This window comes from Streptomyces sp. NPDC001135, assembly GCF_053598395.1.
Genome location: NZ_JBSFKD010000006.1, coordinates 218,203 through 234,474 on the forward strand (window position 1 = coordinate 218,203; position 16,272 = coordinate 234,474).

Consider the following 16,272-nt stretch of genomic DNA (forward strand, 5'->3'; position numbering starts at 1 on the left):
CCGGACGTCCCGGACCACGACGTGATCACTCTTCGTGCCCAGTAATCCGATGATCCATTCCCGCTCTTTTGGGTAATGGCACGGCGACGGACGGTGATGAAAGGCTCGGTCCCGAGACCGGTGCCCGTGCGATTCGGCACCGGGCATACCTGGGAGGCAATTCTCTATGTCGGTAGGCGAAGAGGTCCGCACGGATCAGAGCAAGCCGCAGCAGTCCCTCGGGACGGCGGCCGCGCGGAACCTGGCCACCACCACCAAGTCCGTTCCGCAGATGCAGGAGATCAGCTCCCGCTGGCTGCTGCGCACGCTCCCGTGGGTCGACGTCCAGGGCGGCACGTACCGCGTCAACAGGCGGCTGACGTACTCCGTCGGCGACGGCCGCATCACCTTCGTCAAGACCGGGGACCAGGTCGAGGTCATCCCGGCCGAGCTCGGCGAGCTGCCGGCCCTGCGCTCCTACGAGGACGAGGAGGTGCTGACGGAACTGGCCCGGCGCTGCCGTCAGCGCGACTTCGCGCCCGGTGAGGTGATCGCCGACTTCGGCAACCAGACGGGCGAGGTGTACCTGCTGGCGCACGGCAGGGTCGAGAAGATCGGCACCGGCCCCTACGGCGACGACGCCGTCCTCGGAGTCCTCGCCGACGGCGCCTACTTCGGTGAGCAGGCGCTGCTGGACCCGGACGCCATCTGGGAGTACACCGTCCGCGCGGACACCGCGACCACGGTGCTGATCCTCAGCCGCCAGGACTTCCAGCAGATCGCCGAGCGCTCCGACACCCTGCGGGCCCACGTGGAGCAGCTGCGCTCCGTCCCGGAACAGCGGACCAACAAGTACGGCGAGAAGGAGGTCGAGCTGGCGGCCGGTCACTCCGGCGAGCCCGACATCCCGCACACCTTCGTGGACTACGAGGCACGGCCGCGCGAGTACGAACTGAGCATCGCCCAGACCGTGCTGCGCATCCACTCCCGCGTGGCCGACCTGTACAACCAGCCGATGAACCAGACCGAGCAGCAGCTGCGGCTCACGGTCGAGGCGCTCAAGGAGCGCCAGGAGCACGAGCTGATCAACAACCGCGACTTCGGCCTGCTCACCAACTGCGAGTACGACCAGCGGATCCAGCCGCACGACGGCGTGCCCAGCCCGGACGACATGGACGAGCTGCTCAGCCGCCGGCGCAGCACCAAGCTGTTCCTGGCCCACCCGCGCGCGATCGCCGCGTTCGGACGTGAGCTGAACAAGCGGGGACTGGTCCCGGAGACCGTCGAGATCGGCGGCAACCGCATCCCCACCTGGCGCGGGGTGCCGATCTACCCGTGCAACAAGATCCCGGTCACCCCGGAGCGCACGACCTCGATCATCGCGATGCGTACCGGCGAGGCGGACCAGGGCGTCATCGGCCTGAGGCAGTCGGGCATCCCGGACGAGATCGAGCCGAGCCTGTCGGTCCGCTTCATGGGCATCAACGAACAGGCCATCATCAAGTACCTCGTGACGGCCTACTACTCGGCCGCCGTGCTGGTGCCCGACGCGCTCGGCGTGCTGGAGAACGTCGAGATCGGCCGCTGGAGGTGACGTTTCCGCACTTCGCGGCCGTGTCCCCGCCCGCGGCGGCGGGTAGACCCTCGGAACATGCGTCCGGCCGGGCCGGCGACGCCGGCGTCCGCGGACGCGGCGAGGGGGAGACATGGCCGAGTTCATGACGGAGACCGAACAGCGTTCCCCCGCCGTGCCGCACCCCGGTACGGCGGGGGAACGGCGAGGGAGGACCGGCGACGCCGACGGCGGTCCGCTCGAGGGGCAGGAGGCGGCGGTCCTGCTGGAGCGCACCCGGGCCGTCGTCGACCCCGAGCTGCGCGCGGCCCTGGAGTCGCTGCCCGGCTCCATCCGCCGGATCGCGCTCTACCACTTCGGCTGGCAGCACGCGGACGGCACCCCGGCAACCGGCGAGGCCGGCAAGGCCATACGGCCCGCGCTCGTCCTGGCGGCAGCCGCCGCACTCGGCGGCCCGGCGGCCCGTACGGGGGCGGTGCGGGCGGCGGTGGCGGTCGAACTGGTGCACAACTTCACGTTGTTGCACGACGACGTGATGGACCGGGACACCTCCCGCCGGCACCGGCCCACGGCCTGGACGGTGTTCGGCGACGCCGACGCCATACTCGCGGGTGACGCCCTCCAGGCGCTGGCCCTGCGGCTGCTCGCCGAGGACCCGCACCCGGCCTCGGGCTCGGCCGCGGCCCGGCTCGCCGACTGTGTCCTGGAACTGTGCGCCGGCCAGCACACCGACACGGACCTGGAGCGCCGCGCCCCGGACGAGGTCACCCTCGACGAGGTGCTCACCATGGCCGAGGCCAAGACGGGCGCGCTGCTGGGCTGCGCCTGTGCCCTCGGCGCGCTGTACGCGGGTGCCGACGACGAGGACGTGGCGGCGCTGGACGGCTTCGGCCGCCAGGCGGGGCTCGCCTTCCAGCTGATCGACGACGTCATCGGCATATGGGGTGACCCCCGGCGCACCGGCAAGCCGGCCGGCGCGGATCTCGCGGCCCGCAAGAAGTCGCTGCCCGTCGTCGCGGCCCTGTCGACCGGTACCGAGGCAGCGGCCGAACTGGCCGAGCTGTACGGCGCGCCGTACGTCTCCGGTGACGCCGAGGGCATCGCGCGCACGGCCCTGGCCGTGGAACGGGCGGGCGGCCGGGACTGGGCGCAGGCCGAGGCGGCCGACCGGATGGCCCGTGCCGTGCAGGAGCTGTCCCGCGCGGTCCCCGCCCCCGAGGCGGCCGACGGTCTGCTGGCGCTCGCCGAGTTCGTGACCCGGCGCAGCAGCTGAGCGCCGCCGGCACCGGCGGCCGGGAGAAGCCCCGGAGTCCCGGGCCCCTGCGACTCCTGACCTCGCACGGGCCCCGGGACTCCGGCCGGGTGGTCCCGCACATCCCCACGGTGTGCGGGGCCCGCCGTTCGCGCTCGCGGGTAAGCACCGCTGAGCCCGTCGGCGGCGCCGTACCGTGGGCGCATGCCGAAACTGCCCCGGATCTTCCACATCACCGAACGCTCCCTCTGGGAGACGGCGCGCGAGCGCGGCTCCTATGAGGTGTCCACCCGTGGCCGCACCCTCCAGGACGAGGGCTTCATCCACTTCTCCACCCGCGAGCAGCTCCCGCGTATCGCCGCGTTCCTCTACGGCGACTACGACGGGCCGGACGAGCTGGTCGTGCTGGTCGTGGACCCGGCCCTGGTCGGCGTGCCGGTGAAGTACGAGGCCGTGGAGCCGGGCGGGGAGGAGTTCCCGCACGTGTACGGGCCGGTGCCGGCCGGCGCCGTGGTGGACGTGGAGTCCTGGGGGTGACCGTCGAGGGGGGTGCCCGCCGCCGGCGCCGGTGGCGGTGGGCGGTGACGGGCTGGGCGGTCATCGTGGCCGTGGGGGGAGCACTCACGCTCGTGCTCCAGGAGGACGCCCGGCCCGGGGGACCGTACGTCTGGCAGAACGGGAACGGCCCGACGCCCCCGCCGGGCCGTGCGGGCGTGCGGGCCCGGCCGGCGGGCGGTGACGACCGCGGCGAGCAGGACGGCGGCGGGGACGCGTGCTCGCCGCGTCCGGCGCCCTCCGGCACCACCGCGGTCCTGTGCCTCTACGCGTCCACCGGGGGCCGGCCGGCGCCGGGCAGTCCGCCGGTCCCCGGGTCCCGGCCGGTCAGGCAGTAGGTGCCGCCCGCCGGGTCGCGCATCACCGTCCAGTGCGGCCCCCCGCCCACCCGGACCGCCCCGTTCTCCTCGTGCCGGGCGCGGACGCCGGCGACGTCCGTGCACGCGAGGTCGAGATGGGCGGAGGCGGGCCGCTCCTCGTCGAGCCGCTGCAGGAGGATCCGGACGGGCAGGCCCGGCGGCGGCTTCAGCACCTCGAACTCCGGTCGTGAACCGGTCTGCCGTTCCCAGCCGGTGAGCCGGGCCCAGAAGGCGGACTCGGTGGCGTACACCGACGGCGGGATGCCGAGGCACACCTGGTCGAGCCGGCTGCCCGCCACCACCGGGGGCCGCACCGACTCCCCGTGCCAGGGCACGGCACAGAACAGCTGCCCCGCCGGGGAGCGCAGTACGGCCCAGCCGTCGTGGTCCGCCACCAGCCCCGCGCCGAGTTCACGGGCTGTCCCCGTCCACTCCCGTACGTCATCGACGCAGAGGTCGAGGTGGGCGCCGCCGTGGCCCTCGGTGACGCCCTGGAGCTTCACGCAGGCGTCCGCGCCGTCGGCGTCCCCGGGCAGCAGGGTCAGGAACTCCCGCTGATCGCCGCGGGGTTCGGACGGCCGGGTGCCGGTGACGGCGGTCCAGAAGGCGCGGGCCTCGGGCAGCCGGGCGGCGGGCCGGTCGACGAAGGCGTACGTCCAGCGAATGACCATGCCGGGGAGTGTAGGCGCCAACTCCTCGGCGGCCCGGCGTATTTCACGTGCGTGGCACTTCAGGCTCCCGGTAGGTCACTCCGCGGGCCGCTGGAGGAAGCGCAACTGGTTGCCCGCCGGGTCCCGGAAGGCGCAGTCGCGCACCCCGTACGGCTGGTCCGTGGGTTCCTGGAGCACATCGGCGCCGGACTCCCGCACCCGCTCGTACAGCGCGTCGCAGTCCTCGGTCGTGAAGATGACACCCCGCAGCATGCCCTTGGCGAGCAGTTCGGCCATCGCCTGCCGGTCGGCGGGGGAGGCGTCCGGGTTCGCGCCGGGCGGCTCCAGCACGATCTCGACGTCCGGCTGGAGCGGCGAGCCCAGCGTCACCCACCGCATGCCTTCGAAGCCCACGTCGTTGCGGACCTCCAGGCCGAGCACGTCACGGTAGAAGGCGAGGGCCTTGTCATGGTCGTCCACCGCGATGAAGCACTGCTTGAGTTTCACGTCCATGGGCTCACGCTAGGCCCATCCGGACCCGGGCGCGCGCGTGTCACCAGGGCCGGCGGCGCGGGCGGGTGAACGTACGGGCCACGCAGGACGGGATCACCGCGCTCTCCTCGTGGTCACGGGCCCGATAGGCGCTCGGGGTCTCGCCGACCAGCTCGGTGAAGCGGGAGCTGAAGGAGCCGAGCGACGTACACCCCACGGCGAGGCACACCTCGGTCACGGTGAGGTCGCCGCGGCGCAGCAGCGCCTTGGCCCGCTCGATCCTGCGGGTCATCAGATAGCTGTACGGCGTCTCGCCGAAGGCCTTGCGGAAGCTGCGCTGGAAGTGGCCCGGCGACATGTGGGCGCCACGGGCCAGCTCGGTCATGTCGAGCGGCTCGGCGTACTCGCGGTCCATGCGGTCGCGCACCCGCCGCAGCTGTCTGAGGTCCTCCAGGGTCACGCCGACAGCTTGGCACAGGGCACTGACACCGAGACGATCGAGCTGCCCGGCACCATCACGGTTCACGATCCGGAGCCCGTCATCGCACACATGGCCTCGTACCGGGCCTGGGCGGCATCCTCGTCTGCCGTCGCTGAGGGACGAGCACACTGCGGACAAGCTGGAGCTGTCCGCGTACAGGCAGCACAGGGGCCCGGCCGGAACGACCGGCCGGGCCCCTGTGCAAGCAGGACAGAAGACCTCAGGCCTTCTTGGTCTCCCAGAAGATCTTGTCGATCTGGGCGATGTAGTCCAGCGCCTTCTGGCCCGTCGCCGGGTCGGTGGACGCCTTGGCGGCCGAGAGGGCCTTCAGGGTGTCGTTGACCAGCTGGTGCAGCTCCGGGTACTTCTCGAAGTGCGGGGCCTTGAAGTAGTCGCTCCAGAGCACGGAGACGTGGTGCTTCGCGAGCTCCGCGCGCTGCTCCTTGATGACGGTGGCGCGTGCCTGGAAGTGGGGGTCGTCGTTACCGGCCATCTTCTCCTGGACGGCCTTCACCGACTCCGCCTCGATGCGGGCCTGGGCCGGGTCGTACACGCCGCAGGGCAGGTCGCAGTGGGCGCTGACCTTGACCTTGGGGGCAAACAGGCGGGAAAGCATGGAGCATTCCTTCCTCGTGATCGTCTTCTCAGGTGCGACATTACTCCCTGCAGAAGGCGATTTCTCGGGTGCCCCCTAGGGCTTAGGACAAAAGTCCAGGGTCAGACTGAGACTGGTGGAGGAACGGACCGGGGAGGTGCCGGGGATGCCGGAGCTGTCGCAGGAGACGGATCGGGGGCGGGCGGTGGCGCCGTTCGGGCTGGCCGAGGTGACCGGCCCGTCCATGGTGCCCACGCTCCATCACGGGGACCGGCTGCTGGTGCAGTACGGGGCCTCGGTCAGGCCGGGGGACGTCGTCGTCCTGCGTCATCCGTTCCAGCAGGACCTGCTCGTCGTCAAGCGTGCCGTGGAGCGGCGCGAGGGCGGCTGGTGGGTGCTCGGGGACAACCCCTACGCGGGCGGGGACAGCACCGACTACGGGGTCGTACCCGACGACCTGGTGCTGGGTACGGCGCGTTTCAGGTACCGGCCGCTGCCGGCCGGTCAGCGTTCGCCGCTGACGCTGGTGCGCTGGGCGCTCTCGGCAGCCAGGCCACTGCTGGCCGACCGGTCGGCCTCCAGGCGCTTGCGGGCCCGGTAGGCGGCAACGTTGGCACGGGTCGCGCAGCGGTCGGAGCAGTAGCGCCGGGAGCGGTTGGTGGAGGTGTCGAGGTAGGCGTTGCGGCACGGGGCGGCTTCGCACAGGCCGAGGCGGTCGACGCCGTACTCCGTCAGGTGGAAGGCGAGGCCCATCGCCGCGATGGCCGCGTAGCCGGCGGTGGCGTTGGAGGGGTGGTCGGCCAGGTGCATGTGCCACAGCGGGCGGCCGTCCTCGTCACGGTGGTCGTGGCCGGAGATCTGTGGCGACACCGGGAACTCCAGCAGCAGTGAGTTCAGCAGGTCCACGGCCAGGGTCTCGTCGCCCTTGTCGGCCGCCTCGAAGACCGCGCGCAGCCGGGCCCGTACCGAGCGGAAGCGGGTGACGTCGGCGTCGGTGGCGCGGCGGGCCGCCGACGAGTTGTCACCGAAGAGGTCGCGGACGGCCTCGACCGAGGTCAGCGCGTCCTTGCCCCGGGCCGGTTCCTCGGTGTTGACGAGGCGGACGGCGTAATCCGAGTAATAGGCCAGTTCCACTTGTAGTCCTTACGAGGGCGCTTCACGGTCGTGTCTGCGGTCGGGTAACAGCCGGTCGTGTGTCCAGGGTATTACGCGAACCGAGGAGTCCGGCATGGCCGAGGGGGTGGTCGGCCGTCGGGGGTGCCTTCGGGGCTCGCCTGCAGCGGTGAGGGCGCCGCTTTCCCTTGGAGCGGCAGTGGTGCGGCGCGGTGGAGTGGAGTTCCGGAAAGCGTGAGAGGTTTGTCGTGGGTCGGAATCCGCCGCAATGGGGCCGCGGCCTTTCCGCTCCTTATATACGCGAGATGTCGGACTCCGCTGTTCCGACGTGCTCGGCCGTGCGAGTGGTTAGGTCGATGAGCGGTTTTTGAGAATGGATGCACGGGTAGCTAGGCGGCGACATATTGTCCCCAATGTGGAGGAAATTCGTGTTTGCACGTAGGGCCCTGGCCATCACGATCGCTACCCCTGTCCTGCTCGCCACGATCGGAATGACGGGTGCGGCCGCGTCCACTCCGACCCCTCCGGAAGCGCCCGCCTTTGCGCAAACGGCCGACCGGCCCGAGCCCGCCCATGGCCACAAGCACGACGAGGCCGCTCGAAGAAATGCCGAAGAGGACGAGGAAGAGGGCGGCATCCTCGGCACCCTCACACGTGAACTCGCGGGTCGTATGTGAAGCTGTCCCGCGGGAATGCGTGGGAAGGGGCGGTACGGAATATCCGTACCGCCCCTCACCGCTGTGCGCTCAGAGGACCTTCGACAGGAACGACTGGGTCCGTTCGTGCTGCGGGTTGGTCAGGACCTCGCGCGGATGGCCCGACTCGACCACCACGCCCTCGTCCATGAACACCAGGCTGTCGCCCACCTCGCGGGCGAAGCCCATCTCATGGGTGACGACGACCATCGTCATGCCGGACTCGGCGAGATCCCGCATGACGTCGAGGACGTCACCGACCAGCTCCGGGTCCAGGGCCGAGGTCGGCTCGTCGAACAGCATCAGCTTCGGCTCCATCGCCAGGGCCCGGGCGATGGCCACCCGCTGCTGCTGGCCGCCGGACAGCTGGGAGGGGTAGTGCCCGGCCCGGTCGGCGAGGCCCACGCGCTGCAGCAGCTGCATGGCCTGCTCCCGGGCCTGCGTCTTGCTCACGCCCTTGACCTGCACCGGGGCCTCCATGACGTTGTCCAGCGCCGTCATGTGCGGGAACAGGTTGAAGCGCTGGAAGACCATGCCGATGTCCCTGCGCTTGCGCGCGACCTCGCTGTCCTTCAGTTCGTACAGCTTGTCGCCCTTCTGCTGGTAGCCGACCAGCTCGCCGTCGACGTACAGCCGGCCGGCGTTGATCTTCTCCAGGTGGTTGATGCACCGCAGGAAGGTCGACTTGCCGGAGCCGGACGGGCCGATCAGGCAGAACACCTCGCCCGGCTCGACCTCCAGGTCGATGCCCTTGAGCACCTCGACGTGGCCGAAGGACTTGTGGACGCCCTGCGCCCTGACCATCGGGACCGCGTCCGTGGGCGGGGTGTCCTGCGTCTTGCTCAGCTTGTCGCTCATGCCGCGCCCACCGCTCCCCTCGGACGGCCCAGCGAGAACATGTTCGCCTTCACCCTCTGCCACGGCGTCGGCGGCAGCTGGCGGCTGGAACCGCGGGCGTAGTAGCGCTCGATGTAGTACTGGCCGACGCTCAGCACCGAGGTCATGATCAGGTACCAGGCCGCGGCGAGGAAGTACATCTCCACCGGGGCGCCGGAGTTCTGGCCGATGTCCTGGGCGTAGCGGAACAGCTCGGGGTACTGGACGGCCGCGACGAGCGAGGTCGTCTTCAGCATGTTGATCACTTCGTTGCCCGTCGGCGGCACGATCACCCGCATCGCCTGCGGGATGATCACCCGGCGCAGCGTCTTGCCGTGGCTCATGCCGAGCGCGTGGGCCGCCTCGGTCTGGCCCTCGTCCACCGCGAGCAGGCCCGCGCGGCAGATCTCGGCCATGTACGCCGCCTCGTTCAGACCCAGGCCGAGCAGCGCCGTCAGCAGCGGCGTCATGAAGTTCGACCAGTAGTCCTTGTAGAACGGCATCAGGTTGATGTAGTGGAAGACCAGGCCCAGGTTGAACCACAGGAACAGCTGGACCAGGACCGGGGTGCCGCGGAAGAACCAGATGTAGAACCAGGCGATCGACGAGGTCACCGGGTTCTTCGACAGTCGCATGATCGCGAGGACGACGCCGCCGGCGATGCCGATCAGCATCGACAGGACCGTCAGCATGAGGGTCTTGTAGACACCGGTCATGATGCGGTGGTCGAAGAAGTAGTCCGGCACCGCCTGCCAGCTGATGGCGCCCTGGCTGAAGGCGTAGACGATCGCGACGAGGATCGCGATGGCGACGACGGCGGAAACGTATCGTCCGTAGTGCCGGACCGGGATGGCCTTGATGGCCTCCGGGCCGGCCGGGGGAGTGGTGCCCTCCCCGCGGCCCCCTCCGGCCGTCTTCTCGATGTCAGTCACGGATGTTGCCTCTCAGTGGCCGCTTCTGCTTCGTCTGCTTCCGCGGGTCACTTGCCGCCGTTGATCACGGACTCCTTGACGGCGCCGTCCTGGGCGCCCCACTTCTGGAGGATCTTCGCGTACTCGCCGTTCTTGATGATCGCGTTCATCGCGGCCTGCAGCGCGTCGCGCAGCTGCGTGTCCTTCTTGGCCACGGCGATGCCGTACGGGGCCGCCTCGACCTGCTGGCCGACGATCTGGAAGTTCTTGCCGCCGCCGGAGGTCTTCACCGCGTACGCGGCGACCGGGAAGTCGGAGGAGGCCGCGTCCACACCGCCGGAGCGCAGCCGGGTCTGGGACTGCTGGTCGTCGTCGAACGGCTCGATGGTGAGCTTCTTGCCGCTCGGACACTTCTTGGCCTCCTGCTTGGCCAAGTCCTGCGAGACGGTGGCGCGCTCGACGGCGATCTTCTTGCCGCACAGGTCCGACCAGCCGTTGATGCCCTGGGTGTCGCCCTTGCGGGTGTAGATCGAGACACCGGCGGTGAGGTAGTCGACGAAGTCGACGCCCTCGCCGACCTTCTTGCCCGTGTCCGGGTCGATGCCCTGCTGGCGGTTCTTGCTGTCCGTCATCGCCGACATCGCTATGTTGTAGCGGCCGGAGCGCAGACCGGTGAGCAGACCGTCGAAGGTGCCGTCCTGGAACTCCAGCGTGACACCGAGCTGCTTGCCCAGGGCCGCCGCGAGGTCCGGGTCCACACCGACGGCCTTGCCGGAGGAGTCCTTGAACTCCATCGGGGCGTACTTGATGTCCGAACCGACCTCGATCTTCCCCTTGTCCCTGATGTCCTTGGGGAGCTTGCCGGCCAGCGGAGCGCTGGTGGAGCCGGAGTCCTTGCTCTTGTCCTTGGTCTGGTCACCACAGCCGGTGAGCAGCAGGGCGCCCGCGACCGCGATCGCACCGACCGCTGCCAGACGGGAGCGTGCGGCGGTCGTACGACGGGTGGAGCTTGCGGTCATCGTGGTTCCTCCGGCGGTTGAAAGAGGTGCCGATGGGTCGACGAGAACACACACCTTCGGGTGTCGCGACCTCGTGGGTTTACCGCATCTTGCCATTTGGACTACGCCGTTCAGGGGACTCGCTATGTCAAAATCGGATAACGGGTGACCCCCCGAACCGCCTCAGGTCGGTACATCCCTGCTGCAACGGCACCGAACCATCTGCGGTAATCCAGCCATCTGACCGGAAAAACGTCGGCCCGTCTCACCATGTGGTCAGCGTGTGCGGCCCGCGTACGACGTCTTCGCGCGCTTGGCGTGGTTGTCAGCCGCGCGTCACCCCATGGCGGCTTTCCGGTTCCGAGATGTGACCTTGCGCCTATTGGACTCGTCGTGGGCGCCGTCCGTCCGGTAAGAAGGTTCTTTACACCCCTCATCCGGGGCTCAGGGCGCGTGTGCGGCGCGCCCGTCGCGTATGTGCTCGTACGTATCAGCAATCGGGCCGTACGCGGTGCCCGCCCACCCCTCACCAGGAGTGGTCGACCCTCAAACCATGCATACCTAAGGGGTAAAACAAAGTGGCAGCGGAGATCGTCAATCCTCGCAGCGACAGCAAAACGGATCAGGACGGCGGGGCCGAGCCCCTCGATTCCTTCGATCCGGCGTTCGCGCTGCACCGCGGCGGCAAGATGGCCGTGCAGGCCACCGTGCCGGTCCGCGACAAGGACGACCTTTCCCTCGCGTACACGCCCGGTGTCGCGCGCGTGTGCACCGCGATCGCGGAACAGCCGGAGCTCGTCAACGACTACACGTGGAAGTCCTCGGTGGTCGCCGTCGTGACCGACGGTACGGCCGTGCTCGGACTCGGGGACATCGGTCCCCAGGCCTCCCTCCCGGTGATGGAGGGCAAGGCGATCCTGTTCAAGCAGTTCGGCGGCGTCGACGCGGTGCCGATCGCGCTCGACTGCACCGACGTGGACGACATCGTCGAGACCGTCGTCCGGCTCGCTCCCTCCTTCGGCGGAGTGAACCTCGAGGACATCTCGGCGCCGCGGTGCTTCGAGATCGAGCGCCGGTTGCAGGAGCGCCTCGACATCCCGGTCTTCCACGACGACCAGCACGGTACGGCCGTCGTGACGCTCGCGGCGCTGCGGAACGCGGCGCGGCTGAGCGGCCGTGAGATCGGGCAGCTGCGGGCCGTCATCTCGGGCGCCGGCGCGGCCGGTGTCGCCATCGCCAAGATGCTGGTCGAGGCCGGCATCGGGGACGTGGCGGTGGCGGACCGCAAGGGCGTCGTGTCGGCCGACCGGGAGGACCTGACCCCGGTCAAGCGCGAGCTGGCCGGTTTCACCAACAAGGCGGGCATCACGGGCTCGCTGGAGGACGCCCTCGCGGGCGCCGACGTGTTCATCGGCGTCTCCGGCGGTACGGTTCCGGAGAAGGCCGTGGCCTCCATGGCTCAGGGCGCCTTCGTGTTCGCGATGGCCAACCCGAACCCCGAGGTGCACCCCGACGTCGCGCACAAGTACGCGGCGGTCGTCGCGACCGGGCGGTCGGACTTCCCGAACCAGATCAACAACGTGCTGGCGTTCCCGGGCATCTTCGCGGGCGCGCTGCAGGTGCGGGCCACTCGGATCACCGAGGGCATGAAGATCGCTGCCGCTGAGGCTCTGGCCGCGGTGGTGGGGGACGACCTTGCCGCCGACTATGTGATTCCGTCTCCGTTCGACGAGCGGGTCGCTCCGGCGGTCACGGCGGCGGTCGCGGCCGCCGCTCGCGCCGAGGGCGTCGCTCGCCGCTGACGTGGTGTCGGAACGGCCCCGCCCGTCCGGGCGGGGCCGTTTCCCTTCCCGCCCGCCCATCCGCCCGACCGCCTGTCGCGGCCGTCGCCATCGGCGCCGTCGACGGCGCCGGTGCCGGGCTGCTCTGGATGGATGCCCCTGCGCAAGAGGGCATGTGTCACAGGGCTGCCTGGTTCCGTCGGCTGATCATCGCCCCTATCGTCGGCAGCATGTTCGCTGTCTACGCCGCCCGAATCGACCGCGACCAGCCGCTCAACGGCCTGGAGTCGGGGGAGCGTCCCGCCCCCGAGGCCCGGCCCGGCTGGAGCACCATCACTGTGCGGGCCGCCTCCCTCAACCACCACGACCTCTGGTCCCTGCGGGGCGTCGGCCTCCCGGAGGAACGGCTGCCGATGATCCTCGGCTGCGACGCCGCCGGCATCGACGAGGACGGCAACGAGGTCGTCCTGCACTCCGTCATCGGCCAGACCGGCCACGGCGTCGGCCCGAACGAGCCGCGCTCGATCCTCACCGAGCGCTACCAGGGCACCTTCGCCGAACAGGTCGCCGTGCCGACCTGGAACGTCCTGCCCAAGCCCAAGGAGCTGTCCTTCGCCGAGGCCGCGTGTCTGCCGACGGCCTGGCTGACGGCGTACCGGATGCTGTTCACCAACGCCGGGGTACGGCCCGGCGACTCGGTTCTCGTGCAGGGCGCGGGCGGCGGTGTCGCCACGGCCGCGATCGTGCTCGGCAAGGCGGCCGGGCTGCGTGTCTTCGCCACCAGCCGGGACGAGGCCAAGCGGAAGCGGGCCCTGGAACTGGGCGCCGTGGAGGCCGTGGAACCCGGGGCGCGGCTGCCGCAACGGGTGGACGCCGTCATCGAGACCGTCGGCGCCGCCACCTGGTCCCACTCGGTGAAGTCCCTGCGGCCCGGCGGCACGATCGTCATCTCCGGTGCCACCAGCGGGGACCGGCCCTCGCACGCCGAGCTGACCCGGATCTTCTTCCTGGAGCTGAAGGTCGTCGGCTCCACCATGGGCACCAAGGAGGAGCTGGAGGACCTGCTCTCCTTCTGCGCCGCGACCGGCGTACGGCCCGTCATCGACGAGGAGCTGCCGCTGGACCGGGCCCGTGAGGGCTTCGAACGGCTCGCTTCCGGCGGGCAGTTCGGGAAGATCGTGCTCACCCATTCCTGAGGTCTCCCGCTTCGGGGAGAGCGGTCGTCGGGCGGGTCCGGGTGCCCGGGCCCGCCCTCCGTGCCTTCCGTCAGGGTTTCGGTGACCGCAGGAGTGCGCCGATGTGGGCCGCCGCCGTCGACAGGTGGCGGCGGGCGTCGCGGAGCTGGGCAGGGGTGACGCCGTGGTCGCGGGCCGCGTCGCGGATGTCGTCGCGGAAGCGGTCGAGGAGGCGGTCCAGGTCGCGGACCGGGTCGCCGGTGAGGTCCTCCTGCGCCCAGGTGGGTTCGTACTCGGCCGGGAAGTCCTCGGCGGGCGGGACGTAGTGCAGGTCCCCGGTGGCGGCGGACGTGGGCGCCGGCTCCTCGGGGGTGCGGGAGTGGCCCCAGTCCTTGCCGAAGTCCCCGAGCTCCCGGGCCAGTTCGGACAGGCCCTCGCGGACGCCCGTCGGCCAGTCGCCCTGCGTGAAGTGGTCCTGGACGCGGTCCTGGACCTGGCGCGCGATGCGCTGCATCTCCTGCTGCGCCTGGGCTCGCGCCCGCGCCTGCGCCTCCTGGGCCTGGCGGCGGGCCCGCTGGGCCTCCTCGCGGGCCCGGCGGCTCTCGTCCTTGGCGCGGCGGGCCTGCTCCTTCCACTCCTGCTTGACGCGGCGCATCTCCTCCTTGGCGGCCCGCCAGGCCTCCTTGTCGGTGAGGTCGCCGTACTCCCCGAAGGGGCCCGCCGCGCCCGCGCCCGTCTTCGCGCTCCGGTGGGCCTCGGACGCGGCCGCGCGCATCTCGCGGCGCAGGTCCCCGGCCGCGCCGCGCACGTCGGCCCTTATCTCGGCGGCCAGTTCCGCGACCGACTCGCGGATCTCCAGCTCCAGATCGGCCAACTCGCCGCTGCGGTCCGCCAGTTCGGCACGGCCGGCGTCCGTGATGGCGTACACCTTGCGGCCGCCCTCCGTGGTGTGCCTGACCAGGCCCTCCGCCTCCAGCTTGGCCAGCCGGGGGTAGACCGTGCCCGCCGAGGGGGCGTACAGCCCCTGGAAGCGTTCCTCGAGGAGCCTGATCACTTCGTAGCCGTGGCGGGGGGCCTCGTCGAGCAGCTTGAGCAGGTACAGGCGCAGGCGCCCGTGGGCGAAGACGGGGGGCATGTCAGAGCACCTTCTTTTCGGTCGTGCCGTCGGCCGGGGCGGCGGTTCTGCCGGTGTCCTGGCCAAAGTCGGCATTGTCCCCCGGAGCGGCCGGCTTGCCGGCTGCGGGTGCGGCTGGTGCGGTGGGTGCGGTGCCGGGGGTCCGTGGCGGCTCGGTGGGCGCGGCGTCCTCCGGGATGCCCGCTTCGTCCTCGCGCGGCGGGCGGCGCAGCAGGGCTATCGAGCCGGAGACCGTGGTGGCCCGGAGTCTGCCGGTGCCCGCGCCCAGGCGCCCCGTGATCTTGTGGGCACCCCACTGGCCGTGCACCCGCAGTCCGTCGAAGGCGTTGGAGATGGTGCCGCTCGCGGTGTTCGCCTCCACCTCGGCGTCCGCCGGATGCGGCAGGCGGATGGCGATCTCGCCGGAGACGCTGGTGAGGCTGACCTCCGTGGGGCCGTCCGGGTCCAGGTCGACGATCATGGAGCCGCTGACGGAGTCCGCGCGGACGGATCGGCCGGAGCCCTCGACCACCGTCAGGTCTCCCGAGACCGAGTGGAACCGGAGCTCGCCGGTGACCGCCTGGGCTTCGAGGTTCCCCGACACGGTGTCCGCGCGGACCGGGCCGGAGACGCCGACCAGGGTGGTGTCGCCGGTCACGCCCTTCACCACGGCGGGGCCGCGGATGCCCGAGACGACCGCGCCGGCGCCGACCACACCCACCTCCACGCGCGTGTCGGCGGGGACCGCCAGGGAGACCACGGCGCTGCGCCGCCAGCCCTTGCGGTCGAGCCACTTGAGGAAGCCCTTCCAGGGCAGGTCCTCATAGGCCACCGTGAGGGTGTCGCCTTGCTGGGTGACCACGAGGGGTGGGCCCTCGATCTCCGAGATTTCGAGGCGGGCGGAACTCTCGTCCGTGCCCACCACGTTCACCGTTCCGTTGACGACGCGGACCTGGAGGTCGCTCACGCGGCCCTCAAAGGTCAGCTTCTGCGGCTCGGTGACGGACCACTCGGGCATGAGGACCTCCTCGGGCGTGGCGCGGCCAGGGCCCAACGCCGACATGACACGCCATATCGCGTCTTCCTCGATTCACGATATATCGTGGTCATGGAAAGTCAAGACACCCGTTCGTGGATCGCCCGACGCGCAACGCGACAGGCGCCGGGGCGCCGGTCGTGGCGCACCCGGCGCTGTGCGGGCGTGGACGTAGGCGTACGCGTGGTGCCTGGCTGTGCAGGCGTAGGCGTAGGGGTGTGTAAGGCGGGGCGTAGGCGTAGGCGGGGCGAGGGGGGCGGCGGGGCGTGCTGCCGTGCCTACTCGTCGTCCTCGTCGTCCAGGCGCGCCAGCCAGGTGGCGAGGCGTTCCACCGGTACCTCGAAGTCGGGGTTCAGGTCGACGAACGTCCGCAGCTGCTCGGCGAGCCACTCGAAGGTGACCTCTTCCTCGCCGCGCCGCTTCTCCAGTTCTTCGATGCCTCGGTCGGTGAAGTACATGGATGCCGCTCCGTCGTTCAGTGCAGGGGTAGGGCCGCTCCCGGGCGGGAAGAACCCTCAACCTGTGAGAGGTGGAAGATGCCGCATTTCCGCCTGAGGAGCCTGGCGAGAACAGGAAAATAATAGGCAGCCGTCCGGCCCGGCGGGCGGGCGGTCCCGACGGGGCGAGGGGACGGGGG

General features: G+C 70.6%; 18 protein-coding genes. 7 read left to right on the forward strand and 11 right to left on the reverse strand.

What is annotated here, in order from left to right; all coding sequences use genetic code 11:
- Window positions 1-166 precede the first annotated feature (166 nt).
- From ACWC94_RS10915 to ACWC94_RS10925, 3 genes are all read left to right on the forward strand, one after another.
- Window positions 167-1,573 carry a family 2B encapsulin nanocompartment shell protein gene (locus ACWC94_RS10915; RefSeq protein ID WP_450796192.1) on the forward strand — a complete coding sequence of 469 codons (1,407 nt, stop codon included), beginning with the start codon at window positions 167-169 and terminating at the stop codon, window positions 1,571-1,573.
- A 112-nt stretch (window positions 1,574-1,685) separates the two neighbouring features.
- Complete coding sequence (locus ACWC94_RS10920) at window positions 1,686-2,825, forward strand: family 2 encapsulin nanocompartment cargo protein polyprenyl transferase (RefSeq protein WP_450796193.1); 1,140 nt, start codon at window positions 1,686-1,688, stop codon at window positions 2,823-2,825.
- Between the two features lie 183 nt (window positions 2,826-3,008).
- Window positions 3,009-3,341, forward strand: a complete 333-nt coding sequence (locus tag ACWC94_RS10925) for a DUF952 domain-containing protein (RefSeq protein ID WP_450796194.1) — start codon at window positions 3,009-3,011, stop codon at window positions 3,339-3,341.
- A 283-nt stretch (window positions 3,342-3,624) separates the two neighbouring features.
- On the opposite strand, the gene ACWC94_RS10930 is transcribed toward ACWC94_RS10925, so the two are convergent.
- From ACWC94_RS10930 to sodN, 4 genes are all read right to left on the reverse strand, one after another.
- Entirely contained in the window at window positions 3,625-4,389 is a 765-nt protein-coding gene (locus ACWC94_RS10930; RefSeq protein WP_450796195.1) for a VOC family protein, read from the reverse strand.
- A gap of 75 nt (window positions 4,390-4,464) precedes the next feature.
- Window positions 4,465-4,881, reverse strand: a complete 417-nt coding sequence (locus tag ACWC94_RS10935) for a VOC family protein (protein WP_023546852.1) — start codon at window positions 4,879-4,881, stop codon at window positions 4,465-4,467.
- A 40-nt stretch (window positions 4,882-4,921) separates the two neighbouring features.
- Entirely contained in the window at window positions 4,922-5,320 is a 399-nt protein-coding gene (locus tag ACWC94_RS10940) for a helix-turn-helix transcriptional regulator (protein WP_450796196.1), read from the reverse strand.
- A 241-nt stretch (window positions 5,321-5,561) separates the two neighbouring features.
- On the reverse strand, window positions 5,562-5,957 hold the full coding sequence (gene sodN / locus ACWC94_RS10945) for a superoxide dismutase, Ni (RefSeq protein WP_014674929.1): 396 nt from the start codon (window positions 5,955-5,957) through the stop codon (window positions 5,562-5,564).
- Between the two features lie 145 nt (window positions 5,958-6,102).
- On the opposite strand from sodN, the gene sodX reads away from it, so the two are divergent.
- A complete protein-coding gene (gene sodX, locus ACWC94_RS10950; protein WP_450796246.1) occupies window positions 6,103-6,537 on the forward strand; it encodes a nickel-type superoxide dismutase maturation protease in 435 nt (144 codons plus the stop codon).
- Here the strand turns inward: sodX and ACWC94_RS10955 are convergent.
- Window positions 6,441-7,070 carry a CGNR zinc finger domain-containing protein gene (locus tag ACWC94_RS10955; protein WP_450796197.1) on the reverse strand — a complete coding sequence of 210 codons (630 nt, stop codon included), beginning with the start codon at window positions 7,068-7,070 and terminating at the stop codon, window positions 6,441-6,443. The two genes, sodX and ACWC94_RS10955, sit on opposite strands and share 97 nt — an antisense overlap.
- Before the next feature lie 407 nt (window positions 7,071-7,477).
- Here ACWC94_RS10955 and ACWC94_RS10960 point away from each other — a divergent pair, with 407 nt between their 5' ends.
- Window positions 7,478-7,726 (forward strand): hypothetical protein, encoded by a 249-nt coding sequence (locus tag ACWC94_RS10960; protein ID WP_450796198.1) that lies wholly within the window; start codon window positions 7,478-7,480, stop codon window positions 7,724-7,726.
- A gap of 69 nt (window positions 7,727-7,795) precedes the next feature.
- Here the strand turns inward: ACWC94_RS10960 and ACWC94_RS10965 are convergent, their stop codons facing one another.
- From ACWC94_RS10965 to ACWC94_RS10975, 3 genes are read right to left on the reverse strand one after another with little or no spacing between them, the layout of a single operon-like run.
- Window positions 7,796-8,548 (reverse strand): amino acid ABC transporter ATP-binding protein, encoded by a 753-nt coding sequence (locus ACWC94_RS10965; protein ID WP_450796247.1) that lies wholly within the window; start codon window positions 8,546-8,548, stop codon window positions 7,796-7,798.
- A 50-nt stretch (window positions 8,549-8,598) separates the two neighbouring features.
- Window positions 8,599-9,552: an amino acid ABC transporter permease gene (locus tag ACWC94_RS10970; protein WP_450796199.1), complete on the reverse strand. Its 954-nt coding sequence runs from the start codon at window positions 9,550-9,552 to the stop codon at window positions 8,599-8,601.
- A 47-nt stretch (window positions 9,553-9,599) separates the two neighbouring features.
- Window positions 9,600-10,550, reverse strand: coding sequence for an ABC transporter substrate-binding protein (locus ACWC94_RS10975; RefSeq protein ID WP_450796200.1), 951 nt, complete (start codon window positions 10,548-10,550; stop codon window positions 9,600-9,602).
- A 557-nt stretch (window positions 10,551-11,107) separates the two neighbouring features.
- Between ACWC94_RS10975 and ACWC94_RS10980 the strand changes: the two genes are divergently transcribed.
- Together ACWC94_RS10980 and ACWC94_RS10985 are read left to right on the forward strand one after the other, a co-directional pair.
- Complete coding sequence (locus ACWC94_RS10980; protein ID WP_450796201.1) at window positions 11,108-12,331, forward strand: NAD(P)-dependent malic enzyme; 1,224 nt, start codon at window positions 11,108-11,110, stop codon at window positions 12,329-12,331.
- A gap of 209 nt (window positions 12,332-12,540) precedes the next feature.
- Window positions 12,541-13,506 carry a zinc-binding dehydrogenase gene (locus ACWC94_RS10985; RefSeq protein WP_450796202.1) on the forward strand — a complete coding sequence of 322 codons (966 nt, stop codon included), beginning with the start codon at window positions 12,541-12,543 and terminating at the stop codon, window positions 13,504-13,506.
- 70 nt (window positions 13,507-13,576) lie between these two features.
- Here the strand turns inward: ACWC94_RS10985 and ACWC94_RS10990 are convergent, their stop codons facing one another.
- The 3 genes from ACWC94_RS10990 to ACWC94_RS11000 form a co-directional block, all read right to left on the reverse strand.
- Window positions 13,577-14,620, reverse strand: coding sequence for a PadR family transcriptional regulator (locus ACWC94_RS10990; RefSeq protein ID WP_450796203.1), 1,044 nt, complete (start codon window positions 14,618-14,620; stop codon window positions 13,577-13,579).
- A 1-nt stretch (window position 14,621) separates the two neighbouring features.
- Window positions 14,622-15,617 carry a DUF4097 family beta strand repeat-containing protein gene (locus tag ACWC94_RS10995; protein ID WP_450796204.1) on the reverse strand — a complete coding sequence of 332 codons (996 nt, stop codon included), beginning with the start codon at window positions 15,615-15,617 and terminating at the stop codon, window positions 14,622-14,624.
- A 296-nt stretch (window positions 15,618-15,913) separates the two neighbouring features.
- The gene (locus ACWC94_RS11000; RefSeq protein ID WP_003992906.1) at window positions 15,914-16,093 is read right to left on the reverse strand and encodes a DUF6104 family protein; all 180 of its coding nucleotides are present in this window, start codon (window positions 16,091-16,093) and stop codon (window positions 15,914-15,916) included.
- Window positions 16,094-16,272: the final 179 nt, after the last annotated feature.